This is a genomic window from Streptomyces genisteinicus, assembly GCF_014489615.1.
Classification (GTDB): domain Bacteria; phylum Actinomycetota; class Actinomycetes; order Streptomycetales; family Streptomycetaceae; genus Streptomyces; species Streptomyces genisteinicus.
Genome location: NZ_CP060825.1, coordinates 1,632,249 through 1,656,416, shown reverse-complemented (window position 1 = coordinate 1,656,416; position 24,168 = coordinate 1,632,249). Strand labels below are relative to the sequence as shown.

Sequence of the window (24,168 nt, the reverse complement as noted above, 5' to 3'; positions counted from 1 at the left end):
ACCGGTGTTCCGGGGCCCCGAGTTGCACTAGGGTCGCGTGAGACCGCGCCCTGGGGAGCGCGTGTCACGCCGCCGACCGGGGAGGGTCCAGACGTATGGCAGCGAACATCGGCCGCCGGCTCTACAAGGGGGCGGCGACCACCGCCGTGGCCGCGCTCGCCGTGGCCGCACTCTCCGCTTCCCAGGCTCCCGGTGCCGCACCCGAGCCGTCCGGCGGCAGCCTGGAGGCGAGCGACACACCGCCGTCGTCCGGCACACCGGTCACCGGCAACTCCCCCTACTACACGGACCTCCCGCCGCTGAACACGCCGGACAACGCCGGCGCCGCCGTGGGCAAACCGGTCACCGGGGCCGGGGAGGCAGGTATACCCGCGACGGTCCTCGCCGCCTACAAGCAGGCCGAGCGCTCCCTCGCCGAGAGCAACCCCGAGTGCCGCCTGCCGTGGCAACTCCTCGCGGCCATCGGCAAGGTGGAGTCCGGGCAGGCCCGCGGGGGCCGGGTCGACGCCAACGGCACCACACTCGCCCCGATCCTCGGGCCCGTGCTGAACGGCGTCGGATTCGCCAACATCTCCGACACGGACAAGGGCGCCTTCGACGGCGACAGCGTGCACGACCGTGCCGTCGGCCCGATGCAGTTCATCCCGTCGACCTGGGCGACCTGGGGCCAGGACGCCAACGGCGACGGCCGCAAGGACCCCAACAACATCTACGACGCCGCCCTCGCCGCAGGCCGCTACCTCTGCCACGGCGGCCGGGACCTCACCGTGCCGGAGGACCTGGACAAGGCCATCCTCGGCTACAACCACTCGCGCGAGTACGTGCGCACGGTCCTGTCCTGGTTCGAGTACTACAAGCGCGGCACGCACCAGGTCCCCGACGGCACCGGTGTGCTGCCCGTCGGCAACGGGCCCGACAGCGCGGGGTCACGCCCGGGCGGCACGAGCCCCGGCGCCACCCCCTCCCCGACGCCCTCGCCCACGCCGGGCACTCCGGGCGGGGGCAGCTCCCCCGACCCGTCGACGCCCCCGCCGACCGCGCCGGGCGACAAGCCCGGCGAGGCCACACGGCCCACCACCCCGCCCCGCGTCGCCGCGATCGAGAACGACGGCACCGGGCGGCTGACCGCCACCGCCGGCGAGGAGTTCACCGCCCGTGCCGCGGTCAGGGTGACGGACAACGCGGGCAAGGCCGTCGCCCGCCAGGGCGTCCGCTTCACCGTCATCGGCGACACCGACACCCGCTTCCCCGGCGGCAGGAGCAGCCTGGTCCTCCTCACCGGCGCCGACGGCTCGGTGGCCGCGCCCGCCCTGCTCGCGGGGGAGAAGACCGGAACCTTCACCGTCCGCGCCACCGTCGAGGGACGCACCCTCGCCCCCGTGGACCTCGTCGCCACCGTGCACCAGCGGGTCGCCGACCAGCTGAAGCGGACCGACGACATGACGTTCACCGCCGCTCCCGGCACCGCGTTCGCCGAGCGGCTCACCGTCGCGGCCGCCTGCAAGGGAGCCGCGGCCCCCAACGCGGACGTGACCGTCACCGTCCTCACCGCGGCCGGGGAGCCGGCCGGCGCCACGAGCCCTTCCTTCGGAAGCGCCGACGGCCCCGTGCGCACCCTCACCCTCCGGACCGGGGCCGGCGGGCTCCTGAAGCTGCCCGAACTCACGGCGGGCGAGACGGCGGGCACCTTCCTGCTGCGTCTCTCCACACCGGGCGGGGCCTCGCTCGACGTCGAAGTGACCGTCGTGGCCCCGGAGGCACCGGAAGAGGCATCCCCCTCCCCGTCGCCCTCCGCCACCGGCTGACACCCGCGACGCCGACCGGCCCGCGCACCCCGCCCGTTCGAGGGGCGGTCACCGTCCCGTGAAGCCCCGGCCGCCCCGGCGCCCGGGCCCGGGGGCCGCCCCGGGGTCGCTGGCCCCGCGTGCCGCGGTCGACGCGGTTCCGCCCCGGGGTCGCCGTCCGGGCCGCGGCCTCGCTTCGTGGGTCCGCTGCCGGGCGCCGCACCGGTCGGGGGCGCCGTGGTCCCGCCTCGGAGCCGCCGCACCGCGTTGTGGGCCGCGGCCCCCGGGGCCGTACCGCCCGAAGTGCGGCCGCGCCCGGCGGGCGTGCCGGTCCCGACCGGGCGGCCTCCAGGTCCCGGAGCGGGTGGGGCGGTGTCAGCTCTCGCCGGAGAGGCGGCTCTGCCGCGCCTTGGTGTGCCGTGTCGGCTCCGCGGTCGACGGGTCCTCGGGCCACGGATGGCGCGGGTAGCGGCCCCGCAGCTCGGCACGCACCGACCGGTAGCCGTCGCGCCAGAACGACGCCAGGTCCGCCGTGACGGCCGTCGGCCGCCCGGCGGGGGAGAGGAGGTGCACCAGAACCGGGACGCCGGCGACGCGCGGTGTCTCCCGCAACCCGAACAGCTCCTGCAGTTTCACGGCGAGGACGGGCTGCTCCCCTCCGTACTCCACACGCACCCGTGACCCGCTGGGCACCTCGATCCGCTCCGGGGCCAGCTCGTCCAGGCGCCCGGCCTCGCCCGTGGTCCACGGCATCAGCCTCCGCAGGGCCTCGCCGGCCGGCAGCCTTCCCAGGTCCGAACGGCGCCGCGCCCGGGACAGTTCGGGCTCCAGCCAGTCGGCCGCCCGCTCCATCAGGGCGCCGTCCGACACGTCCGGCCACGGCTCGCCCACCACCCGGTGCAGGAACGCCAGCCGGTCCCTCAGCCCGTGTGCCTCGCGTGTCCACAGCAGCAGGCCAGTGCCTTCGCCGCGCAGCCCCTCCAGCAGTGCCTGCCGGACGAGCCCCGGGTCCGCCGCCCGCAGCTGCCGTGTCGTCAGCGCCACGGCGCCCAGCCGCTCCACCTGCCGTGAGACGACGTCCCCGTCCTCCCAGTGGACCTCCTCCGCCTCGGTCCGCAGATGGCCCGCCGCCGCGCGGGCGGTCTCCTCGTCCACGGCCGCCGCGAGCCGCACCCTGGCCGAGACGGCGTTCGCCGGCCGGTCCGCGACGGCGACCGCCAGCCACGGGACACCCCGCAGCGCGGACGTCTCACCGAGCTCCGCCCCCGTGCCGGACACCATGAGGAACGACCGCTCGCCCCGGGACCGCGCCACGCGCTCGGGGAAGGCCAGCGCGGCCACCAGCCCCGCCGCTGCGTCCTCGGTGAGCCCCTCCCCGCCGCCCGGCTTCGCCGTGCCGTACCCGCCCGCCTCCGGACCGCCCCCGCCCCGCCCGCCGCCTGACTCCCCGCCGCCGGACAGGGCCGACATCAGACGCCGGGTCTCCGCGCCCCAGCGGCCGGCGTAGGCGTCGCCACCCCGCCGAGCGGTGCGCCAGGCGGCCGCGAGGTCGTCCCCGTACTCCCGCGGCGGCTCCTCGGCGAGGAGGGCCACGAGCTCCGACGTCCGCCGCGCCCCCAGCCGCGGCGCCGCGTCCAGCAGAGCCCGGGCGAGCCGCGGGTGCACACCGATCCGGGCCATCCGCTCCCCGCGGGGCGTCGCGCGCCCTTCCCCGTCGACGGCGCCGATCGCCGCCAGCACCGACCGCGCGGCCGCCATCGCGCCCGCCGGCGGCGCGTCCGGCAGGGTCAGCCCGGCAGCGTCCGGGTCGCCCCAGCACGCCGCGCGCAGGGCGAAGGACGTCAGGTCGGCGATCGAGATCTCCGGGGACGGGTAGGCGGGACGCCGGGCGTCGTCGGCCGCCTGCCAGCAGCGGTAGACCGCGCCGCGGGCCTCGCGTCCCGCCCGCCCGGCCCGCTGGGCGGCCGCCGCGGCGGAGACCGGCACCGTGGCCAGCGAGCCCAGCCCGCGAGCATGGTCGATGCGCGGCTCCCGTGCCAGACCGGAGTCGACGACCACCCTGACACCCGGCACGGTCAGGCTGGACTCGGCGACCGAGGTGGCGAGCACGACCCGCCGTCGGTCACCGCCGCGCAGCACCGCCTCCTGAACGGCCGCGGGCGCCCGGCCGTGCAGTTGCAGCACCTCCGCCTCCACGCCGGCCAGCATTCCCGCGGTCCGGGCGATCTCGCCGGTACCGGGCAGGAAGCAGAGGACGTCGCCTTCGTGCCGGGAGAGCGCCAGCCGGACCGTCGCCGCCACGTGGCGCAGCAGTTGCGGGTCGACCCAGGTGCCGTGGGCGGGCCGGAGCCCGGCCGGAGGCGGGGCGTCATGGACATCGGCGCCGTGCCCCTGGCCCTCGCTGCGGACGACGGGCACGGGCCCGGTGCCGTCCGGACCGGCGAGCAGGGCGGCCCAGCTCGCGGCGTCGGTCGTCGCGGAGGCGGCGACCAGCCGGAGCTCCGGCCGCAGGGCGGACCGGACGTCCATCAGGAAGGCCAGGGCCGTGTCGGCGTCGAGGTGCCGCTCGTGGCACTCGTCGAGGAGGACCGTGTCCACACCGGGCAGCTCCGGATCTCGCTGGAGCCGCTGGAGGAGCACACCCGTCGTCACGACCTCGACACGGGTGAGCGGTCCCGCCCGCCGCTCGCCGCGCACGGAGAAGCCGACCTGCTCGCCCACTTCCTGGCCGAGCAGCCAGGCCATCCTGCGGGCGGCCGCGCGCACCGCCATCCTGCGGGGCTCCGCGACCAGCACCCGGCGGCTGTCTCCCCGGCCTATGAGTCCGGCCAGGGCCAGCGGCACCAGCGTGGTCTTGCCGGTGCCGGGCGGCGCGTGGAGGACGGCCGCACCGCGGTCGCCGAGCGCGGACAGGAGCCCGGGAACGGCGTGACGGACGGGGAGACGGTCGAGAGCGTCGGTTCGGATCACGGCCTCAGTCTCGTACGGCCCGGGCAGTGCCGTCCTCGCCCCGTCCACAGACGCCGCCGTTCGTCGTTTTGTAGGACTGGAAGGCGGCGGGGGCAGCACCGGGAAGCGGCGGGAGGACGGGGTGGGAGTGCGACGGGCGGGCTCGCGGGGCGGGGCCGCCGTCTCAGGCGGCGGCCGACTCGTCGCGTTCGCACACGAAGATCGCCGTGCCCGGGATCAGGTTCCCGCGCAGCGGTGACCAGCCGCCCCATTCCTGTCCGTTCCACGCGGGCCATTCCGGCTCGACCAGGTCCACCAGCCGGAACCCGCCCGCCACCACGTCCCGGACCCGGTCGCCCACGGTCCGGTGGTGCTCGACGTAGACCGCCCGCCCGTCCTCGTCCTGCTCGACGTACGGGGTCCGGTCGAAGTAGGAGGCGGAGACGGAGAGGCCCTCGGGGCCGGGCTCGTCGGGGAAGGCCCACCGGAGCGGATGGGTCACCGAGAAGACCCAGCGTCCGCCCGGTCGCAGCACCCGCCGCACCTCGCGGAACACCCGGACCGGATCGGCCACGAAGGGCACCGCTCCGTATGCGGAGCAGGCGAGGTCGAACACCCCGTCCCGGAACGGCAGCGTCCCCGCGTCCGCCTCGACCAGTGCGAGGTCGCCGCCGATGCGCAGCGCGTGCTGGAGCTGTCGGTGGGAGAGGTCGAGGGCGACCGGTGCCGCGCCCTGGGCGGCGAGCCAGCGGGAGCACTGCGCCGCGCCGGCGCCGATCTCCAGGACGCGCAGCCCCTTCAGCGAGGCCGCCGGCCCGAGCAGCGCGGCCTCCGCCTCGTCGAGGCCCTCGGGACCCCAGACGAACCGGTCGTCCCCGAGGAAGCCGCCGTGGTCCTGCTGGTACTCGTCGGCGTTCCGGTCCCACCAGCCCCGGTTCGCCCGACTGCTCTCCGCCTCCCCGGCGTCACGGCGGGTCGCTTCCGGTTCAGGATCTTGGCTCATGGTCACCGTCGTTGTAGTTTGCGTACCCCGCGCCGTGGAGGGCTCGGACGGGGCCATCGCGGCCTCGGCGAAGATTAGTTGTGCCGGGTATGCGGAGTTCCACCCCGGGTGGGCGGCTTCGCGCATTGACCGTGTCCGGCTGCCCCCGTATGCTACAAGTTGCGCTGCGAGCCTGCGCGCCTCAGACGGAGCAGGCCGCGCTCGCATCTGTATGTATCCCTCGGTTCACGAGGCGCCCCGGATCCTTCCGGACGGCGCTTCCTAGGCTGTCCGGCTTCTGCAGCTGCGATACGGGCTCTCGGCGTAGCAGTACCTACGACTTCAATGTCCGTACCGGAGCCCTTTCCCACATGACGAGCAGCACCGAGACCACCGCCACCACCCCGCAGGTTGCGGTCAACGACATCGGTAACGAGGAAGCCTTCCTCGCCGCGATCGACGAGACGATCAAGTACTTCAACGACGGCGACATCGTCGACGGCGTCATCGTGAAGGTCGACCGGGACGAGGTCCTGCTCGACATCGGTTACAAGACCGAAGGTGTCATCCCGAGCCGCGAGCTCTCGATCAAGCACGACGTCGACCCGAACGAGGTCGTCAAGGTCGGCGACGAGATCGAGGCCCTGGTTCTCCAGAAGGAGGACAAGGAAGGCCGCCTGATCCTCTCGAAGAAGCGCGCCCAGTACGAGCGCGCCTGGGGCACCATCGAGAAGATCAAGGAAGAGGACGGCATCGTCACCGGTACCGTCATCGAGGTCGTCAAGGGTGGTCTCATCCTCGACATCGGCCTCCGTGGCTTCCTGCCGGCCTCCCTCGTCGAGATGCGTCGTGTCCGCGACCTCCAGCCCTACGTGGGCAAGGAGCTCGAGGCCAAGATCATCGAGCTGGACAAGAACCGCAACAACGTGGTCCTGTCCCGCCGTGCCTGGCTGGAGCAGACCCAGTCCGAGGTCCGCCAGACGTTCCTCACCACCCTGCAGAAGGGTCAGGTCCGTTCCGGCGTCGTCTCCTCGATCGTCAACTTCGGTGCCTTCGTGGACCTGGGTGGCGTCGACGGTCTCGTGCACGTCTCCGAGCTGTCCTGGAAGCACATCGACCACCCGTCCGAGGTCGTCGAGGTCGGCCAGGAGGTCACCGTCGAGGTTCTCGACGTCGACATGGACCGCGAGCGTGTCTCCCTGTCGCTGAAGGCGACGCAGGAGGACCCGTGGCAGCAGTTCGCCCGGACCCACCAGATCGGTCAGGTCGTCCCGGGTAAGGTCACCAAGCTGGTTCCGTTCGGTGCGTTCGTCCGCGTGGACGAGGGCATCGAGGGCCTGGTCCACATCTCCGAGCTGGCCGAGCGCCACGTGGAGATCCCGGAGCAGGTCGTCCAGGTCAACGACGAGATCTTCGTCAAGGTCATCGACATCGACCTCGAGCGCCGCCGCATCAGCCTCTCGCTGAAGCAGGCCAACGAGTCCTTCGGTGCCGACCCGGCCTCGGTCGAGTTCGACCCGACCCTGTACGGCATGGCCGCGTCCTACGACGACCAGGGCAACTACATCTACCCCGAGGGCTTCGACCCCGAGACCAACGACTGGCTCGAGGGCTTCGAGACCCAGCGTGAGGCGTGGGAGACGCAGTACGCCGAGGCGCAGCAGCGCTTCGAGCAGCACCAGGCCCAGGTCATCAAGTCCCGCGAGGCCGACGAGGCCGCTGCTGCCGAGGGTGGCGCCGCCGCTCCGGCCGCCGCGCCCGCCGGTGGCGGTTCGTACTCCTCGGAGTCGGACGACAACTCCGGCGCCCTGGCGTCGGACGAGGCGCTCGCCGCCCTGCGCGAGAAGCTGGCCGGCGGCCAGAGCTGACGCTCTGACCCCGGGCTGCACAGCAGCTGACGCAAGGCCCGCCCCCTCTCCGGGGGGCGGGCCTTGCGCCGTTGCGGCGGCCGGATGTCCGGGCCGTCAGCCGGCCGGAGCGGGCATGGAGCGAAGGCCCGGGAGGGCCGCGGGCCGGCGGGTCCGCGGCTCGTGGTGTCGCACGGCGGGAGGCGGCGCGGATCGCGGCCCGCTCACGGCGTGACGGCGATGTTCGTCAGTCCGCTGCCGCCGGTGACGGTGTTGCTCGCGTGGACGCTCGTCGGGCAGCTCGCGCTCTGGTTGGTCACGTACACCGCGAGCCGCTTGGCGCCTGTCGCACCGGTCAGGTCGGAGTGGTTGCCGCGGAAGACCGTTCCGCAGCCCCAGCCGCTCTGCTGCGTGTGCGTCTCGAAGCCGTTGTTGGTCGTGTTCTTCCCGGTGTTGTTCTCGACGAGGACGCCGTTGCCCTTCACGTCGACCCAGGAGTCGTCGTAGTTGGCCCCGGTCAGGCCCCGCCCGTCGAAGGTGTTGCCGATGATCCTCGCCCCGGTCGTGCCCTCCTTGATGTCGACCGCCTCGCCGCCGACGTCCGGGCCGATGACGTTCCCGATGATCTGGGCGTTGTCGCTGCGGTCGGAGGTGCCGCCTGCCGAGCCGACGTAGACGCCTTCGCCCATGCCCCGGCCGTTGTTGCCGGTGTCGTATATGTGCGAGTCCCTGACGATGCCGTTCCGGCTGGACGTGCGGAAGTGGATTCCCTCCATGTCCAGGTCGTGCACGGTGACCGACTCGATGATCACGTTGTCGGCCGCGTCGGTCATGATGCCCTTCTGGCCGCCCGTGACCGTGATACCGCGGACGGTCCAGTAGGAGGCGCCGTTGAGGTGCAGCCCGTAGCCGCCGCCCGCCTTCAGGGCCGCCCGGGACGAGCCGGTCAGGGTGATGCGGGCCGCGGAGGTGCCGTCCGCGGTGGCCTTGAAGTTGCCCGTGTAGGTGCCGTCGGCGAGCTGGATGGTGTCGCCGGGCCGCGCGGCCGAGAGGGCCGCCTTGAGTTCCGCCGCGGTGTCCACGTCGACGACCGCGGCCGCCGCGGCCGGTGGTGCGGTCAGTGCCAGGCCGCCGGCCGCGAGGGCGGGGGCGATGAGGAGGGGGAGCAGGTGTCGGGTGCGCATGGGGGCCTTCCTGCCGGTTCGAGTGTTCTCGTACGTGAACAGAGGGCGCGTCCGTGAATCCGTGCTGCCCGGAGACGTTAGGGATGCCGCGCTGGGGTGTCAAGGTCTAGACCAGAGGTGGAGAATGGGTCGCGCTCCGCTCGAACCTGCCGCCGGTCGGCGGGTGTTCGAGCCGGTACCGGGAATGCGAGGCCCCTACCAGGTGTTACGTCTGATGGACACGAGGAGGAGCGGTAACCGTGGATGATCCGCAGGGGCTGTACGAATGGGACCCGAAGGGGCTCGCGGTCGTCGACACGGCGCTCGCGCAGGAGTCGGCGGGCCTCGTCATGCTGTACCACTTCGAGGGCTACATCGACGCGGGCGAGACCGGCGAGCAGATCGTCGAGAACGTACTGGACGCACTTCCCCACCAGGTCGTGGCCCGCTTCGACCACGACAAGCTGGTGGACTACCGTGCCCGCCGGCCGCTGCTGACGTTCCGCCGCGACCGCTGGAGCGCGTACGACACCCCCGTGCTCGAGGTCCGGATCGTGCAGGACGCCACCGGCGCCCCGTTCCTGCTCCTCTCCGGCCCCGAGCCGGACGTCGAGTGGGAGCGCTTCGCCGCCGCGGTCCGCCGGATCGTCGAACGCCTGCGGGTCAGGCTCGCGGTCAACTTCCACGGCATCCCCATGGGCGTGCCGCACACCCGGCCCGTCGGGCTCACCCCCCACGGCAACCGTACGGACCTCGTGCCGGGGCACCGCAGCCCGTTCGACGAGGCGCAGGTACCCGGCAGTGCGGAAGCCCTGGTCGAATACCGTCTGATGGAAGCCGGACACGACGTCCTCGGCGTCGCCGCTCACGTCCCCCACTACGTCGCACGCTCCGCCTACCCCGACGCCGCGCTCACCGCGCTGGAAGCCATCACGGCAGCGACCGGTCTGGTGCTGCCCGGTGTCGCACACGCGCTGCGCACCGCCGCGCACCGGACCCAGACGGAGATCGAGCGGCAGATCGGGGAAGGGGACGAGGAACTCGTCGCCCTCGTGCAAGGCCTGGAGCACCAGTACGACGCGATCGCCGGCGCCGAGACACGCGGCAGTCTGGTCGCCGAGCCCGTCGACCTGCCGTCGGCGGACGAGATCGGCCAGGAATTCGAGCGCTTCCTCGCCGAACGCGAAGGCGATTCGGGCTGATCGGCTAGGCTGCGTCAGCCGTCATACGCCGTAACCTCCGTCTCCGGCGGGGCCGGCGCGACCGGTGGCCGCGGTGCCGCGGCCGCGTCCGGTCCGGCAGAAGCCCCGCGGGAAGCGGGGCGTCGTCGAACGAGTGGAGGCGCGGCCTTGCTGACCGTGGGCCTGACCGGTGGCATCGGCGCCGGGAAGAGCGAAGTGTCCCGGCTGTTCGTCTCGTACGGAGCGGTGCTGGTCGACGCGGACAGGATCGCGCGCGAGGTCGTGGAGCCGGGCACACCGGGCCTGGCCGCTGTCGTCGAGGCGTTCGGCCAGGACGTCCTCACCCCCCAGGGCGCTCTCGACCGGCCGAAGCTCGGTGCCGTCGTCTTCAGCGATCCCGAGCGCCTGGCGACGCTGAACGCGATCGTCCACCCCCTCGTCGGAGCGCGCTCGCGCGAACTGGAGGCCGCGGCGGGGCCGGACGACGTCGTCGTCCACGACGTGCCGCTGCTCACGGAGAACGGACTGGCGGAGCTCTACGACGTGGTCGTCGTCGTCGACGCCACCCCCGGGACCCAGCTCGACCGGCTCGTACGGCTGCGAGGAATGTCCGAGTCCGACGCCAGGGCCAGGATGGCCGCCCAGGCCACCCGGGAACAGCGGCGTGCGGTCGCCGACCACGTCATCGACAACGACGGGCCGCTCGGCGAACTGGAGCCCCAGGTCCGCAAGGTGTGGGACGAACTCCGCCGCAGGGCCGCCGAGCGCTGCCGCGGCCGGTGACGAACGCCATCCGCGCGGCCTGAACGCGCTGCCGGCGGTGAGCGGCGCCGCGCGGGTGGCGGAATACCGTTCCCGTCGGCGGTGTTGGAATGCGGCGAGCGAGGGGAAGGATCCGAGCGTGCCCGACACCAATCCGGAGACACACGTCATCGACTACCGGGCGGCCGAGCAGTTGCTCGCCGCACGGGACCCGCGTGGCGCCGTGAAACTGCTCGACTCCGTCATCGCCGCCCACCCCGAGCACACCGCGGCCCGTCTGCTCCGTGCCCGCGCCTTTTTCGCGGCGGCCCAGCTGCGCCCCGCCGAGCTCGAGTTCGAGCTCGTTCTGGAGCGCGAACCGGACAACGCCTTCGCCCACTTCGCGCTCGCCCGCACCTTCGAACGCTCGGGCAAGCCCGAGCAGGCGAAACGCCACTTCAGGCTCGCCGCCGCGCTGGACCCGAACCCGGAGTACCTGCGCGCCGCCCGCTTCGACACCGGTTCCTGAGCGTCCGCGCCGGAACTCGCCCGCTGGGCCGCCGCCCCTGGGCCGGTCAGTCCTCCGGCGTGGACGGATTCAGGCTCCGGGGGGCGCCCTGAGCCGGTGACCGGTGCCGCGCGGATCGGCCGCGCACGCCGTCGGGCTGTCAGCCGTGATCAGGGTCGTACGGCGGCACGTCGCGGCCCGGTTGGTAGTGCGGACCCTGGCGGATGCGGCGGGTCACCAGGGTGACGTCGACCGCCGCGACCAGGAAGATCAGGCCGCACAGCAGAGCCCATCCCGGGTGTTCCGTCAGCGCGAAGGCGGCCGTCGCCGCCCCCGCCCACACGAGGCCCCAGATCCCCAGCCCCAGCCGGAGCCGCAGCGCGCTCCGGGCGTTCACCGGTTCGTTTCCACTGCGCATCGCCGTTCGCCCCCTTCCCCTCCAGCATGGACCCCCGGCCCCCGTTCCGGGCGGGTTGCGGGGCCGTGCTCCGCACGTGCGCGGGCGCTTCGGGGCAAGCAGTATGAGTGAACCGTCAATGCCGGGGCATAACGGGCATACCGTAGTAGTGAACCCAGTCGCAGGGACCGTGGTCCGACGGCAGGGGGTGCCCCCATGGTCGAAGAACTGGTGGTGGCGGCGAGCGCCGCCCTCGCCGGGTGCGCGGTCTACGCCATGGCCGCGGCCCGGGTCGTCAAGCAGTACGAGCGGGGAGTGGTCTTCCGCCTCGGGAGGCTGCGCCGCGAGGTGCGCGAGCCGGGATTCACCCTGATCGTCCCCGTGATCGACCGCATGCACAAGGTGAACATGCAGATCGTCACGATGCCCGTAACCGCGCAGGAGGGCATCACCCGGGACAACGTCACCGTCCGGGTCGACGCGGTCGTCTACTTCCGTGTCGTCGACGCGCCGAACGCCCTCGTCGAGGTGGAGGACTACCGGTTCGCCGTCTCGCAGATGGCGCAGACGTCGCTGCGGTCGATCATCGGCAAGAGCGACCTCGACGACCTGCTGTCCAACCGGGAGAAGCTGAACGAGGGCCTGGAGCTGATGATCGACAGTCCCGCGGTCGGATGGGGCGTGCAGATCGACCGCGTGGAGATCAAGGACGTGTCGCTGCCCGAGGCCATGAAGCGCTCGATGGCACGCCAGGCCGAGGCCGACCGCGAACGGCGGGCGCGCGTGATCAACGCCGACGCCGAACTGCAGGCGTCGAAGAAGCTCGCCGAGGCGGCCGGGGAGATGTCCCGCCAGCCCGCCGCCCTCCAGCTGCGGCTGCTGCAGACCGTGGTCGCCGTCGCGGCCGAGAAGAACTCCACCCTCGTCCTGCCGTTCCCGGTGGAACTGCTGCGCTTCCTGGAGCGCGCACAGCAGCCCGCCGCGCCGACGCCGGCGCCGCGGGCCGCCGACGCGCTGCGCACGGCCGGGGAGACGGCGCCCGAGGATGCCGCCGGGGCCGCGGAGACGGCGGGTGAGACGGCGCCGGAGGATGCCGGCGTCGGGCCCGCGGAGACGGCCGGGACCACCGCAAGCCAACCGGCCATCGGGCCACGGGTGGAGGCGCCGGGGCATGCCGATGCCCTCGCCGAAGCCCTGACCGAAGGCTTCCGGAAGGCCGTGGCGGAAGGGGACGGCGGCCCCGGAGCCGTCCCGAGAGCGTCCCGGCGGGGGGAGGAGCCCTCCGGTGGGCATCCGCCCGACGGAGCGGCGCCGCCCTCCGCACCGTCCGCGGTGTGAGCCCCCCGCCCCCACTCCGAGCGGTCGGGGCCGTGCGGAGCCGGTGTCGGCGGGCCTCCCCGGAGCGGGAGAAACACGGGCCGCCCACGCACCGGACCGCCGACCTGCCCGGACCCCGCACACATGTCGGCCCGGGCGGGCCGCCGGGTCCCCCGGGGTGCGGGAAAAGCGCAGGTCGTCGCCGTCGCCGCCGGGATTGTCAGACGCCGCCCGTAAGGTCGTCGAATCGGATGCGGTGCGCACCACTGCACTCCTGGAGGAGGTGACCCATGGCTCCGGACGGCATGTCCCCGGCCGACACGACCGCCGGTGCGGCGGACGGCGCGCTGCGCCGCTGCGCCGCCGTGTTCCTCCCCGGCGCACTGCCCCGCGACGGCCTGATCGCCTTCTGGGACCCGGACGGCGGAGAGGTCCCCGGCGCGCACCGCCGGATCACCGTCGTGCGGCCGCACGGCCAGGGGCTGCGGAGCCGCAGTGTGCCCGCCCGTACGCTGCCCGTCGCCGAAGCCGCCCCGCTGCTCGTGCACGCCCGCCGTGATCCCGCCGCGCACCCGGCCGCGGCATGCTGGGGAGCCGCGATGCTCCACGCCCTCCACCTCGTCGCCCGCGGCAGGATGCTGCCCGGACTCACCGCGGGCGACCACGACGCCTGGCGTGCCGGACCGCTCGACGCCGACGACATCGCGCACCTGCGGGCCGTGGCAGCCGCCATGCCGCCGGAGGCCCACGCGGTCCCCCTGCCCGGGACCTCCCCGCTGCAACTGCCCGAGCCGGAAGCGCTGGTGCGCCAGCTCTTCGACGCCGTCGCCGACAGCCTGCCCCGCACCCCGGCGGCGGCCCACGCGGCCGGAGCACCGTTCGCCGCTCCCACCGCCCAGCACCTGCCCCTGGCCCGCGCCTGGGCGGCCGAGGCAGCGGCCGGTATGGACGCGGGGGTGCGGGTGTCGCTGCGCCTGGACCTCTCCGCCTACGAGCTCTTCGACACCACCGACGACGCCGGGGAGCAGCCGCGCCGTGCGGCGACGGCCCTGGTGCAGGTGCACAGCCTCGCCGACCCGACGCTGGTGACGGACGCGGGCAGGCTGTGGGCGGGAGACGGCGAGGAGCACTTCGGACCGCGTGCGCGCGTCGACGCGATGCTGGCGCTGCGCCGGGCCGGCCGCGTCTGGCCTCCGTTGAACAGACTGCTGGAGCAGGACGTCCCGGACGTCCTCCCGCTGTCGGAGGACGAACTCTACGAGCTGCTGGGTCCCGGTGCCGCCCGCCTGGACGCGGCGGGGATCGCCGTCCACTGGCCCAGGGACCTGGTCCGCTCGCTGACCGCCGCCGCCGTGGTCAGACCCGCGCCGGGATCGGCGACCGACGGCACCTCCTTCTTCGACAGTGCCGCCCTGCTGGCGTTCGACTGGCAGCTCGCGCTCTCCGGCGACCCGCTCACCGAGGGCGAGATGGACATCCTCGCCGAGTCCCACCGCCCCGTGGTCCGCCTGCGCGACCAGTGGGTCGTCGTCGATCCCGACCTCGTCCGCAAGGCCCGCAAGAGGGAGTTGGGGCTGCTGGAGCCGGTCGACGCACTCGCGGTCGCCCTCACCGGGACGGCAGAGGTCGACGGGGAGACGGTCGAGGCCGTTCCCACCGGAGCGCTGGCCGCGCTGCGGGACCGGCTCACCGCCGGCGCCGCCCCCGTCCGGGCCCCCGCAGGGCTCACGGCCACCCTCCGCGACTACCAGCTGCGGGGCCTGGCCTGGCTGGACATGATGACCACGCTCGGCCTCGGAGGCTGCCTCGCCGACGACATGGGGCTGGGCAAGACCGTCACCGTGATCGCCCTCCACCTGAGGCGGGCCCGGCGGGCCCCCACGCTCGTCGTCTGCCCCGCCTCCCTCCTCGGCAACTGGCAGCGGGAGATCACCCGCTTCGCCCCGGGGGTTCCCGTCCGCCGCTACCACGGCACGGACCGCTCCCTCCAGGACGCCGGCGCCGGCTTCGTCCTCACCACCTACGGCACCATGCGCACCAGCGCCGAGCAGCTCGCGGCCCACGACTGGGGCATGGTCGTCGCCGACGAGGCCCAGCACGTGAAGAACCCCTACTCGGCGACCGCCAAGGCGCTGAGGACCATCCCCGCACCGGCCCGCGTCGCCCTCACCGGCACCCCGGTGGAGAACAACCTCTCCGAACTGTGGGCCCTGCTGGACTGGACGACCCCCGGACTGCTCGGTCCGCTCAAGGCGTTCCGCGCACGTCACGCCCGCATCGTGGAGAACGGCGAGGACGACGCGGCCGCCGAACGCCTCGCCCGCCTCGTCCGCCCGTTCCTGCTGCGGCGCAGGAAATCGGACCCGGGAATCGTCCCCGAACTCCCCCCGAAGACCGAGACCGACCACCCGGTGCCTCTCACCCGCGAACAGGCGTCCCTCTACGAGGCCGTGGTGCGCGAGACCATGGCGGCCGTCGAGGCGGCGGAGGGCATGGCACGCCGAGGCCTGGTGATGAAGCTCCTCACCTCCCTGAAACAGATCTGCAACCACCCCGCGCAGTTCCTCAAGGAACACGGCAAGGGATACGGCACCCGCTTCGCCGCCGGCGCCGGCACGACCAGGCTCGCCGGACGGTCGGGCAAACTCGCCCTTCTCGACGAGCTCCTGGAGACCATCCTCGCCGAGGACGGGTCGGTGCTGGTCTTCACCCAGTACGTGGCCATGGCACGCCTGCTCTCGGACCATCTGTCGTCACGGGCCGTCCCCAGCCAGCTGCTCCACGGCGGCACGCCCGTCGCCGAACGGGAGCGCATGGTGGACCGGTTCCAGTCCGGAGAGGTCCCGGTCTTCCTCCTTTCCCTCAAGGCCGCCGGCACCGGCCTCAACCTCACCAGGGCCGGCCACGTCGTCCACTTCGACCGCTGGTGGAACCCGGCGGTCGAGGAGCAGGCGACGGACCGCGCCTACCGCATCGGACAGACCCAGCCGGTACAGGTGCACCGGCTCGTCGCCGAAGGCACGGTCGAGGACCGCATCGCCGAGATGCTCGCCTCCAAACGGGCGCTCGCCGACGCGGTCCTCGGCTCCGGGGAGGCCGCCCTCACCGAGCTGACCGACCGCGAGCTGGCCGACCTCGTCTCGCTGCGGAGGCCGTCATGACCCCCCGCCCCGGCGGCTCCCGCCGCTCCTCGCTCAGGGCCCGTCCGTCCCACGACGACCTGCGCCGGACGTTCACCGCGGACGAACCCGCCGGCACCCTGCCGGCCGGCACCTGGTGGGGCCATGCCTGGGTCGAGGCACTGGAGGACGCCGCCCTCGACCCCGCCCGCCTCGAACGCGGACGCGGGTACGCGGGGCGCGGCAACGTCGCGTCGATCACCGTGACACCCGGCAGGGTCACGGCCTACGTCCAGGGCGGCCGGCCGCGGCCCTACCGCACCGAGCTCCGCATGCGGACCCTGGGCGACGAGGAGTGGGAGCAGTTCCTCGACGCCGCCGCGGCACGCCCCGACCACATCGCCGCCCTGCTGGACAAGGACGTCCCGCACACCCTGGCCGCGGCCGCCGACCTGCTGCCCGCCCCCGGCGACCTCGTCCCGGACTGCTCCTGCCCGGACGACGGCTACCCGTGCAAGCACGCCGCCGCGCTGTGCTACCGCACGGCCGCGATCCTCGACGAGGATCCGTTCGTCCTGTTCCTCATGCGCGGCCGGGGGGAGCGGGAGATCCTCTCCGCCCTCGCCCGCCGCAACGCCGGCCGTTCCGCCGCCGAACGTGCTCCGTCCGAGCCCCCCGCGGCCGGGATCCCGGCCCGCGAAGCCGTCCACGCCGCGTGGCGCCCGCCCCTGCCGCCGCCGGTCGCGCCCCCTGTCCGGCCGGGGAGACCGCCCGCCTACCCGGCGGCGTCCGGCGCCCCCGACCCGCTCGCTCTCGACCTGCTCGCCACGGAGGCCGCCGCCCGTGCGCACACCCTGCTCACCACCGGCACCGACCCGGTGGCCGGGCTGACGCCCTGGCAGGACTCCGTACGCCTGGCCGCCGCGCACCCGGGGTCCGGGCTGACCGCCTCGACCCGCGCCCTGTACCGCGACCTCGCCGCCGCGGCGGACCGCACTCCCACGGACCTGGCCCGGGCCGTCGCGGCCTGGCGACAGGGCGGCGAGGCGGCCCTGCGCGTACTGGAGGAGGCATGGGACCCGCCGGCCGGTCCCTTCGACCGGGCCCGCCCCGCCCTGGCCGCCGCCGGCCTGCCGCCGTTCCGGCCCTGGCGCAACCAGCTGTCCTCGGCCGCGCTCCAGCTGCGGCTCGGCAGGGACGGCCTCTGGTACGGCTACGAATCCGACCCCGGCCGCGAGGACTGGTGGCCGCGGGGCTCCCCGGAGGAGGATCCCGTCGCGGCCCTCACCACGCTGAGGGCCCGCTGAACGGCGGCCGTGCCCCGGTGCCGCGGGGCGCCGGTCCGCTCGTGCCCGGTCGCCCGGCGGCCGTGCCGCTTCACGGCAGGCCGTGCGGTGCCATGCCCGGTCGTGCGGGGGCCGCGGCCGTCCGTGCCGCGGGACCCCGGGTCAGAAGTCCGCGAGGGTCGGTTCGTCGAGGCGTGCCACCGAGTCCTGCGCGAAGGACGTCACATAGGCGTCGCGGATCGCCTCGATCACCGGGAAACGCCGCGACGCCTCGGAGGCCGGGTAGAGGAGGATCAGCTCGTACGACCGCTCCCTCTCGACGACCCCGCGGGAGTCCCGCCACTGACCCCGGCCCTCCTGCACCGTGAGGCCCTCCGGGAAACGGGGGGTGACATGGCGGTCGACGAAGGCCATGAACTGCGCGTCCGTCACCTCCGGGCCGCCGTCCGGGCGCTCGGTCCCGAAGAACAGCCGTGTCTCGACGTAGCGTTCGCCCCGGGCGGCCGCGCCGGCGGAGGCCGGGGCGATGGACACGGTGCGGTCGCCTGCGAGTCCGGCCTGCGCGGTGGGTGCGGCCACGGCGAGGACGGCGATGGCCGCACCCAGGCCGGCGAGCAGCGTGCGCTGCTTCACCGAGCGCGGCAGCGGACGCGACAGCTTCGGGGAGAGCACGGATCGATCCCTTCGTTCGTTCGGTTCCGGCCGAACGTCCCGGTGCCGGCCGGCCCCCTCACTCTGCCGACCGCACAGCTCCGCGCCCCCTCGGATCACCGGCGGCGGCGACAAACCACCCGCACGAGCGCACCGCGTCCCACCTGCGTGACGGCGACCGCCGCCGAACGGGCGGGCGGTGCGGCACGCGGGACGGGACGGGCGGAAGCGGTGCTTCCGCCCCGTGGGCGCCAACGGGGTGCGTTCGACGCCGCGTTCGTACGGAACGGCGGACATCCCGTACGGCAGAACCCACGGGCGCCGGTCGCGTTATCCCGGGTGCGGGCGAGTGTCCCGCGTACCAGATCTGAAGGCAGGGAACCATGAGGCAGGTTCACCGAAAGGGCCTGGCCACCGTGATGCTCACGGGTGGCGTGCTGGCGATGGCCACCGGCTGGGCGCAGGCCGACTCCCACGCGGACGGCGCCGCCGCCGGATCCCCCGGTGTGCTGTCGGGCAATGCGGTGCAGCTTCCCGTGCACGTCCCGGTCAACGCCTGCGGCAACACGGTCAACGTCGTCGGACTGCTCAACCCCGCTGCCGGCAACTCCTGCGCCAATGTGTCGCACAGCGGACGCGGCGGCGCGCAGTCCGGTCACACGGACGAGGCCGTGGACGGCGTCGGCACCCACACCTCCGGAGGCCACAACGGCGGCGGCGCGGTGGCGGAGGGCGACAGCGCCGGCTCTCCCGGCGTGCTCTCCGGCAACGGCGTCAAGCTGCCGGTGGACCTGCCCGTCAACCTCAGCGGCAACTCGGTCAACGTGGTCGGCATCGGCAACCCGTCCACCGGCAACACGTCCGTGAACGACTCGGTCGAGCCCCCGGTCGTGTCACAGCCCACCACGCCCCCGAAGACCGCGCCGCCGGCCGGACCCGCACCGCAGGGCGACGACGTCGCCGAGGCGCCGGAGCCCGCGGGGGAGTCCCTCGCCCACACCGGTGCCGGAGCGCTCGGCCTGACCCTCCCCGCCGGCGCGGCGATGGTGCTCGGCGGCGTGGTCCTCTACCGGCGCTTCCGCCCTGCGCGGGCCGGCGTCGGCGCCTGACCCGTACGCCTGCCGCGGTCCCCGGCCCGTCCTCCGGCACGGCGCCCGGGTCCGGCCCGGCAGGGCGACCGGCTGCCTGCCGGGCGGGCCCGGAGCACCCCGGCGGGCACCTCGGCAGGCACCTCGGGCGTCGCCGCACGCTCCCGTGGGCCCGCCAGGTCCCGGCGGCTGCGCCCGCTGTCACGGTCGCCCCGGTCCCAGTGACCGCTGTCCGTCCCTGCCGCCCGCGGCCGACCGCAGCCGTGTCCGCGTCGCCGTCCGCCCCGAGCTGTCCGGCGACGCAATTCCTCGCCCGCCCCGGGCTGTCCGGCGACGTGTCTCGCCGTCCGCCCCGCCCCCGAGACGTTCGCGGAGGAGGGGCGGTCACCGGGGCGGCCCTTCGCGGACGCCGGCCGGGAATGAGGGTTCCGCGCGCCACGCGGCCAGCACCGCGTCGACCGACGCGGCCACCCGCGAGCGCGCCACATGACGCGCGACTCCGGCCCCCAGCATCGCGTCATAGGCGGTGTCGAGATGGCGGACCGAGGCCCGTACCGCGGCCGTGACCGCTCCTTCGTCCAGTGCCCGCCCGGCGGCGGACCGGCCCACCCGCCCGCTGCCGCGCACCGAGGCGTGGACGGCGATGTCCGCGGCCCGTTCGTCCGGGCAGCCCGGAAACAGCCGCCGGATCTCCGCCGTGAGAGCGGCCGTGAACCGCGCGTCCGCGGCGGCCCGGCGCTCCGCGTCCCGCGCCCGCCGCCGCGCACGGGCACCGGCGTCCGCGAGACACGAGGCCTCCGCCGCCGCGAGCGCCTCCTCCTCCACCAGCAGCCCCTGCCGCTCGTAGCGCCGGCGGCGCCGGTTGCGTCGCACGACCACCGCGTGGAGCGAACCGGCCTCGCGCGCCCGGCGGGTGAGCGCGGCGTCGCCGCGCGGAAGGAACACCAGGTGCCCGAGATCGGCGCAGTCGAGGCAGAGCGGCACCCCGGCTTCGACCGCGTGCATCGGCAGCGGCCCACGGCGGCACTCCGCGCAGTGCCTGCCCTTCAGCGGCTGGACGACCACCAGGCCCATGCCGGGAAGATACCCACGGTCTAGGCTCGTCTCCCATGACGCTGCGCTGTGCCGTGCTCGACGACTACCAGGACGTCGCGCTCCTGCTGGCGGACTGGTCCCCGCTCGCCCCGTCCGTCGACGTCCGCTCCCTGAACCGGCATCTCGCCACCGAGGACGAGGTGGTGGAGGCGGTCGGGGACTGCGAGATCCTCGTCGTGATGCGCGAACGCACCCCCGTCACCGCATCGCTGCTCGCCCGTCTGTCCCGACTGCGGCTGCTGGTCACCTCCGGCATGCGCAACGCCTCGATCGACCTCGACGCGGCCGCACGCCACGGCGTCACCGTCTGCGGGACCTCCAGCGGTTCGGCGCCGCCCGCGGAGCTGACCTGGGCACTGATCCTCGGCCTCGCCCGCCGGGTGGTGACCGAGAACACGGCCCTGCGCGAAGGCGGACCCTGGCAGTCCACGGTCGGCACCGACCTGCGCGGCAGCACTCTCGCCCTGCTGGGGCTCGGCAGGATCGGGGCGCAGGTGGCCGGCGTGGGCCGGGCGTTCGGGATGGAGGTCACGGCGTGGAGCCCCAACCTCACCGACGAGCGGGCCGCCGCCTGCGGCGCGGTCCGCGCCGGGTCCCTCGAAGAGCTGCTGGCGGGTGGCGACTTCGTGTCGGTGCACCTGCAGCTGGGCGAGCGCTCCCGCGGGCTGATCGGCGTGCCGGAACTGCGCCTGATGCGGCCGGACGCCTACCTCGTCAACACCTCACGGGCCGCGATCGTCGACCAGGCGGCACTCGTCACCGCCCTGCGCGAGGGCTGGATCGCCGGAGCGGGAGCCGACGTCTTCGACGAGGAGCCGCTGCCCGCGAGCCACCCGCTGCGCAGCGCGCCGCGCTTCCTCGGACTGCCCCACCTCGGCTACGTCACCCGCGACAACTACACGGGCTACTACCGGCAGGCGGTCGAGGACATCGCCGCCTATCTGGAGGGCAGCCCGGTCCGGCTGCTCGGCGTACGGGCCTAGCGCATCCCCGCGCGCCCCCCGCACAGGCCGGGACCGAGCCTGCGCGCTGCCGGGACCCCGCCGCACAGGCCGGGACCGAGCCTGCGCGCTGCCGGGACCCCGCCGCACAGGCCGGGACCGGGTCAGCGCACCCCCGGCGCCGCGGCGCCGATGAACTCGGACAGCGTCTCGCGGGCCTGTTCCGAGCGCCGCGAGCGCTCCGGCTCGTCCGGCGCCTCGTGTATGCAGTTGGTGACCTCGAAGGCCTCGGCGGCAAGGGCCAGGGCCTGCGGGTCGTCGCACACCAACTGGACGCGGATGAGGGCCTGGTGGGCACCGGAGCGCAGCCGGTACGAGTCGATGCGCGCGGCCTCGGCCACCGCGCTGCCCGGGGTCTCCTGTGCCCGGTGCCAGCGGTCGTTCTGGCCGCGCCGGTAGTCCACGAGCGCGCCCGCGAAGGCGCTGTAGGCCGTGATCCGCTCCTGGCGCAGCTGTTCCTCGCGGGCGAGGGCGGCGGTGCGCTCCGTCGTGCGGTGCTGGAACAGGTGGGTCGCCACCGACCCCAGCAGGGTGCCTGCGACCGCGATGACGGTGGCCCACATGTGCGCGCTCCAGTGCGGAAAATCGTTCGATCGGGTCGGGGGGTCTTGCTACGTTCCCGGTGTGGCGAAACTCAATCAGATCATCGCAGTGGAGAAGGGCGTCAAGTCCAAAGCGCATCAGGACCTGACGGCGGCGCACCACGGGCTCCAGAAGCCCGCCCTGCTCGCCGGGATCTCGCGCACCTACCAGCCCAAGGACGAGGAGGGCGAGCAGCTGCCGCCCGAGTCCACCCGGGTGCAGGTGAAGGCCGAGGACGTGCTGCGCGAGACGGCGAAGACGCTGACCAGGCTCTTCGACGTGACCGCCACCAAGGACTGGGCCAACTGCGCGGCCCGTGCGGACGTGAGCGTCGACGGCCGCGTGCTGGTGGCCGACGTGCCCGTGTCGTACCTGCTCTTCCTGGAGAAGCAGCTCACCGACATCAACACCTTCGTGCGGAAGCTGCCGGTGCTCGACGCCTCCGAGTCCTGGACCCAGGACCCGTCCACGGATGCCTGGAAGACGGACGCGGTGCGCACGCTGCGCACCAGGAAAGTGCCGCGCAACCACGTGAAGGCCGAGGCCACGGAGAAGCACCCGGCGCAGGTGGAGGTGTACTACGAGGACATCCCGGTCGGGTACTGGACGACCGTGAAGTTCTCCGGCGCCCTGCCGGCGCGGCGGGTCAACGAACTGCTGGAGCGGGTGGAGAAGCTCCAGCAGGCGGTGAAGTTCGCCCGCGAGGAGGCCAACGGCGCCGAGGTCACCGACCAGCGGGTGGGTGACGCCGTGTTCGGCTATCTCTTCGGATAGCCGTCGAAGACTCCCCGGGCCGTCTGTGTGCGGGCCGGGGTGCGCGAGGAGCGCAAAGCTGAAACTGAAGTTCGTCGTGATCACGCGGTGGTGGTGGAGGTTCGAATCCTCCCCCCGGCACTCGAGCCGGGGTGGCCCAAGTCAGGCAGAGGCAGACCGCGTTCAATCTCAGACTCTTGCTCCAGACTCAGCATTCGCCGCCGATCGCCGGATCGACCGGACCTGGGCTCCGGACGTCGAATTGCCGGTTCAAGTCCGGCCCGCGCAGCTCGATGCGCGGTGGTCCAAAGGCAGGACGCGACGACATCATGACTGACCCGGGTCCTCAAGCGTGCCGGCGTGCCGAACGGGCGGCATCTCAGGGCTCGGGGGTTGGCTACGCCCCCGGGCCCGCTCCGTTCTCCGGGCGCCGCGGTCCCGTGCCGAAGCGGGCCGCCGGTCCTCGGGCACGGCGCCCCGTCCCTACTGGCGGTAGCCGGCGAGGAACCTGCCGATGCGGCTGATGGCCGCGTCCAGGTCGTCCACGTGCGGCAGGGTGAGGATGCGGAAGTGGTCGGTCCGGGGCCAGTTGAAGCCGGTGCCCTGCACCACCTGGATCTTCTCCCGGAGCAGCAGGTCCAGCACGAACTTCTCGTCGTCGTGGATCGGGTGCACCTTCGGGTCGAGTCGCGGAAACGCGTACAGCGCCCCCTTCGGCTTCACGCAGGAGACACCGGGGATCTCGTTGAGTTTCTGCCAGGCCCGCTCGCGCTGCTCGTACAGTCTGCCGCCCGGGGCGACCAGTTCCCTGATCGACTGGCGGCCGCCCAGCGCGGCCTGGATGGCGTACTGCGCGGGCGCGTTGGCGCACAGCCGCATGGACGCCAGCATGGTGAGGCCCTCGATGTAGCTGCGCGCATGCCCGCGCGGACCGCTGACGACCAGCCAGCCGGAGCGGAAGCCGGCCACCCGGTAGGTCTTGGACAGGCCGCCGAAGGTCAGGACCACGAGGTCCGGGGCGAGGACGGCGGCCGGGTGGTGCACCGCGTCGTCGTAGACGATCTGGTCGTAGATCTCGTCGGCGAAGACCATCAGCCCGTGGCGGCGCGCGAGATCGAGGATGCCCTCGACGACCTCGCGCGGGTACACGGCGCCGGTGGGGTTGTTCGGGTTGATGATGACGACGGCCCGGGTCCGGTCCGTGATCTTCGACGCCATGTCGGCCAGATCCGGGTACCAGTCCGACTCCTCGTCGCACAGGTAGTGCACGGCCCTGCCGCCGGCGAGTGTGGTGACGGCCGTCCACAGGGGGAAGTCCGGCGCGGGAACGAGCACTTCGTCGCCGTCCTCCAGCAGCGCCTGGACGGCCATCGACACCAGCTCGGAGACACCGTTGCCCAGGAAGACGTCGTCGACGTCGACATCGGCGAGGCCGAGCGCCTGGTAGCGCTGCGCCACCGCGCGGCGGGCCGACAGGATGCCGCGGGAGTCCGTGTAGCCGTGCGCCTGCGGCAGCATCCGGATCATGTCCTGCACGATCTCCTCGGGGGCCTCGAAGCCGAAGAGCGCGGGGTTGCCCGTGTTGAGGCGCAGGACGCTGTGGCCCGCCTCCTCCAGCGCGTTGGCGTGCTCGATCACCGGCCCGCGGATCTCGTAGCAGACCTCGCTGAGTTTGCTCGACTGCCGGAACTCCATGCCGTGGCCTCCCCAGGACTGAATGTCGT

19 protein-coding genes and 1 tRNA gene are annotated in these 24,168 nt (G+C 73.7%); 12 read left to right on the top strand and 8 right to left on the bottom strand.

Annotated features, from left to right (window positions below; all coding sequences use genetic code 11):
- Positions 1–95: 95 nt before the first annotated feature.
- On the top strand, positions 96–1,805 hold the full coding sequence (locus IAG43_RS07345) for a lytic transglycosylase domain-containing protein (protein ID WP_187739950.1): 1,710 nt from the start codon (positions 96–98) through the stop codon (positions 1,803–1,805).
- 354 nt (positions 1,806–2,159) lie between these two features.
- Here the strand turns inward: IAG43_RS07345 and hrpB are convergent, their stop codons facing one another.
- The gene (hrpB, locus tag IAG43_RS07340) at positions 2,160–4,754 is read right to left on the bottom strand and encodes an ATP-dependent helicase HrpB (RefSeq protein WP_187739949.1); all 2,595 of its coding nucleotides are present in this window, start codon (positions 4,752–4,754) and stop codon (positions 2,160–2,162) included.
- 163 nt (positions 4,755–4,917) lie between these two features.
- Positions 4,918–5,736, bottom strand: a complete 819-nt coding sequence (locus tag IAG43_RS07335) for a class I SAM-dependent methyltransferase (RefSeq protein WP_187739948.1) — start codon at positions 5,734–5,736, stop codon at positions 4,918–4,920.
- Positions 5,737–6,086: 350 nt separating this feature from the next.
- Between IAG43_RS07335 and rpsA the strand changes: the two genes are divergently transcribed.
- On the top strand, positions 6,087–7,583 hold the full coding sequence (gene rpsA, locus IAG43_RS07330) for a 30S ribosomal protein S1 (protein ID WP_187739947.1): 1,497 nt from the start codon (positions 6,087–6,089) through the stop codon (positions 7,581–7,583).
- Between the two features lie 203 nt (positions 7,584–7,786).
- Here rpsA and IAG43_RS07325 read toward each other — a convergent pair whose 3' ends face one another.
- Positions 7,787–8,746 carry a right-handed parallel beta-helix repeat-containing protein gene (locus IAG43_RS07325; protein ID WP_187739946.1) on the bottom strand — a complete coding sequence of 320 codons (960 nt, stop codon included), beginning with the start codon at positions 8,744–8,746 and terminating at the stop codon, positions 7,787–7,789.
- Positions 8,747–8,985: 239 nt separating this feature from the next.
- Here IAG43_RS07325 and IAG43_RS07320 point away from each other — a divergent pair, with 239 nt between their 5' ends.
- The 3 genes from IAG43_RS07320 to IAG43_RS07310 all read left to right on the top strand — a co-directional run bounded on the left by IAG43_RS07320 (position 8,986) and on the right by IAG43_RS07310 (position 11,176).
- The gene (locus tag IAG43_RS07320; RefSeq protein ID WP_187739945.1) at positions 8,986–9,927 is read left to right on the top strand and encodes a PAC2 family protein; all 942 of its coding nucleotides are present in this window, start codon (positions 8,986–8,988) and stop codon (positions 9,925–9,927) included.
- A gap of 147 nt (positions 9,928–10,074) precedes the next feature.
- Positions 10,075–10,689, top strand: coding sequence for a dephospho-CoA kinase (gene coaE / locus IAG43_RS07315; protein ID WP_187739944.1), 615 nt, complete (start codon positions 10,075–10,077; stop codon positions 10,687–10,689).
- A gap of 118 nt (positions 10,690–10,807) precedes the next feature.
- On the top strand, positions 10,808–11,176 hold the full coding sequence (locus IAG43_RS07310; protein ID WP_187739943.1) for a tetratricopeptide repeat protein: 369 nt from the start codon (positions 10,808–10,810) through the stop codon (positions 11,174–11,176).
- 139 nt (positions 11,177–11,315) lie between these two features.
- Here IAG43_RS07310 and IAG43_RS07305 read toward each other — a convergent pair whose 3' ends face one another.
- Positions 11,316–11,573, bottom strand: a complete 258-nt coding sequence (locus IAG43_RS07305) for a DUF6343 family protein (protein ID WP_187739942.1) — start codon at positions 11,571–11,573, stop codon at positions 11,316–11,318.
- Positions 11,574–11,768: 195 nt separating this feature from the next.
- On the opposite strand from IAG43_RS07305, the gene IAG43_RS07300 reads away from it, so the two are divergent.
- The 3 genes from IAG43_RS07300 (at position 11,769) to IAG43_RS07290 (ending at position 17,295) form a co-directional block, all read left to right on the top strand.
- Positions 11,769–12,890, top strand: a complete 1,122-nt coding sequence (locus IAG43_RS07300; RefSeq protein ID WP_187739941.1) for a slipin family protein — start codon at positions 11,769–11,771, stop codon at positions 12,888–12,890.
- Between the two features lie 284 nt (positions 12,891–13,174).
- Positions 13,175–16,030, top strand: coding sequence for a DEAD/DEAH box helicase (locus IAG43_RS07295; RefSeq protein WP_246574711.1), 2,856 nt, complete (start codon positions 13,175–13,177; stop codon positions 16,028–16,030).
- Entirely contained in the window at positions 16,027–17,295 is a 1,269-nt protein-coding gene (locus IAG43_RS07290; protein WP_187739939.1) for an SWIM zinc finger family protein, read from the top strand. The genes IAG43_RS07295 and IAG43_RS07290 overlap by 4 nt, the downstream gene beginning before the upstream one ends.
- Positions 17,296–17,436: 141 nt before the next feature.
- Here the strand turns inward: IAG43_RS07290 and IAG43_RS34390 are convergent, their stop codons facing one another.
- Complete coding sequence (locus IAG43_RS34390) at positions 17,437–17,946, bottom strand: DUF3574 domain-containing protein (protein WP_425508577.1); 510 nt, start codon at positions 17,944–17,946, stop codon at positions 17,437–17,439.
- Positions 17,947–18,308: 362 nt separating this feature from the next.
- Here IAG43_RS34390 and IAG43_RS07280 point away from each other — a divergent pair, with 362 nt between their 5' ends.
- Positions 18,309–19,034 carry a chaplin gene (locus tag IAG43_RS07280; RefSeq protein ID WP_187739937.1) on the top strand — a complete coding sequence of 242 codons (726 nt, stop codon included), beginning with the start codon at positions 18,309–18,311 and terminating at the stop codon, positions 19,032–19,034.
- A 363-nt stretch (positions 19,035–19,397) separates the two neighbouring features.
- On the opposite strand, the gene IAG43_RS07275 is transcribed toward IAG43_RS07280, so the two are convergent.
- A complete protein-coding gene (locus IAG43_RS07275; protein ID WP_187739936.1) occupies positions 19,398–20,087 on the bottom strand; it encodes a DUF2293 domain-containing protein in 690 nt (229 codons plus the stop codon).
- A gap of 35 nt (positions 20,088–20,122) precedes the next feature.
- Here IAG43_RS07275 and IAG43_RS07270 point away from each other — a divergent pair, with 35 nt between their 5' ends.
- Complete coding sequence (locus tag IAG43_RS07270) at positions 20,123–21,091, top strand: D-2-hydroxyacid dehydrogenase family protein (protein WP_187739935.1); 969 nt, start codon at positions 20,123–20,125, stop codon at positions 21,089–21,091.
- Between the two features lie 122 nt (positions 21,092–21,213).
- Here the strand turns inward: IAG43_RS07270 and IAG43_RS07265 are convergent, their stop codons facing one another.
- Positions 21,214–21,672: a hypothetical protein gene (locus tag IAG43_RS07265; protein WP_187739934.1), complete on the bottom strand. Its 459-nt coding sequence runs from the start codon at positions 21,670–21,672 to the stop codon at positions 21,214–21,216.
- 61 nt (positions 21,673–21,733) lie between these two features.
- Here IAG43_RS07265 and IAG43_RS07260 point away from each other — a divergent pair, with 61 nt between their 5' ends.
- Together IAG43_RS07260 and IAG43_RS07255 are read left to right on the top strand one after the other, a co-directional pair.
- On the top strand, positions 21,734–22,465 hold the full coding sequence (locus tag IAG43_RS07260) for a DUF7873 family protein (RefSeq protein WP_187739933.1): 732 nt from the start codon (positions 21,734–21,736) through the stop codon (positions 22,463–22,465).
- Between the two features lie 33 nt (positions 22,466–22,498).
- Positions 22,499–22,585 (top strand) — tRNA-Phe (locus IAG43_RS07255).
- Positions 22,586–22,927: 342 nt separating this feature from the next.
- On the opposite strand, the gene IAG43_RS07250 is transcribed toward IAG43_RS07255, so the two are convergent.
- Complete coding sequence (locus IAG43_RS07250) at positions 22,928–24,139, bottom strand: pyridoxal phosphate-dependent aminotransferase (RefSeq protein WP_187744332.1); 1,212 nt, start codon at positions 24,137–24,139, stop codon at positions 22,928–22,930.
- Positions 24,140–24,168: the final 29 nt, after the last annotated feature.

Bases quoted from the DNA above. Each gene is read 5' to 3' on its own strand.
- IAG43_RS07345 (WP_187739950.1), top strand. From the start codon at position 96: ATGGCAGCGAACATCGGCCGCCGGCTCTACAAGGGGGCGGCGACCACC.
- IAG43_RS07335 (WP_187739948.1), bottom strand. From the start codon at position 5,736: ATGAGCCAAGATCCTGAACCGGAAGCGACCCGCCGTGACGCCGGGGAG.
- rpsA (WP_187739947.1), top strand. From the start codon at position 6,087: ATGACGAGCAGCACCGAGACCACCGCCACCACCCCGCAGGTTGCGGTC.
- IAG43_RS07325 (WP_187739946.1), bottom strand. From the start codon at position 8,746: ATGCGCACCCGACACCTGCTCCCCCTCCTCATCGCCCCCGCCCTCGCG.
- IAG43_RS07305 (WP_187739942.1), bottom strand. From the start codon at position 11,573: ATGCGCAGTGGAAACGAACCGGTGAACGCCCGGAGCGCGCTGCGGCTC.
- IAG43_RS07300 (WP_187739941.1), top strand. From the start codon at position 11,769: ATGGTCGAAGAACTGGTGGTGGCGGCGAGCGCCGCCCTCGCCGGGTGC.
- IAG43_RS07295 (WP_246574711.1), top strand. From the start codon at position 13,175: ATGTCCCCGGCCGACACGACCGCCGGTGCGGCGGACGGCGCGCTGCGC.
- IAG43_RS07290 (WP_187739939.1), top strand. From the start codon at position 16,027: ATGACCCCCCGCCCCGGCGGCTCCCGCCGCTCCTCGCTCAGGGCCCGT.
- IAG43_RS07280 (WP_187739937.1), top strand. From the start codon at position 18,309: ATGAGGCAGGTTCACCGAAAGGGCCTGGCCACCGTGATGCTCACGGGT.
- IAG43_RS07275 (WP_187739936.1), bottom strand. From the start codon at position 20,087: ATGGGCCTGGTGGTCGTCCAGCCGCTGAAGGGCAGGCACTGCGCGGAG.
- IAG43_RS07270 (WP_187739935.1), top strand. From the start codon at position 20,123: ATGACGCTGCGCTGTGCCGTGCTCGACGACTACCAGGACGTCGCGCTC.
- IAG43_RS07265 (WP_187739934.1), bottom strand. From the start codon at position 21,672: ATGTGGGCCACCGTCATCGCGGTCGCAGGCACCCTGCTGGGGTCGGTG.
- IAG43_RS07250 (WP_187744332.1), bottom strand. From the start codon at position 24,139: ATGGAGTTCCGGCAGTCGAGCAAACTCAGCGAGGTCTGCTACGAGATC.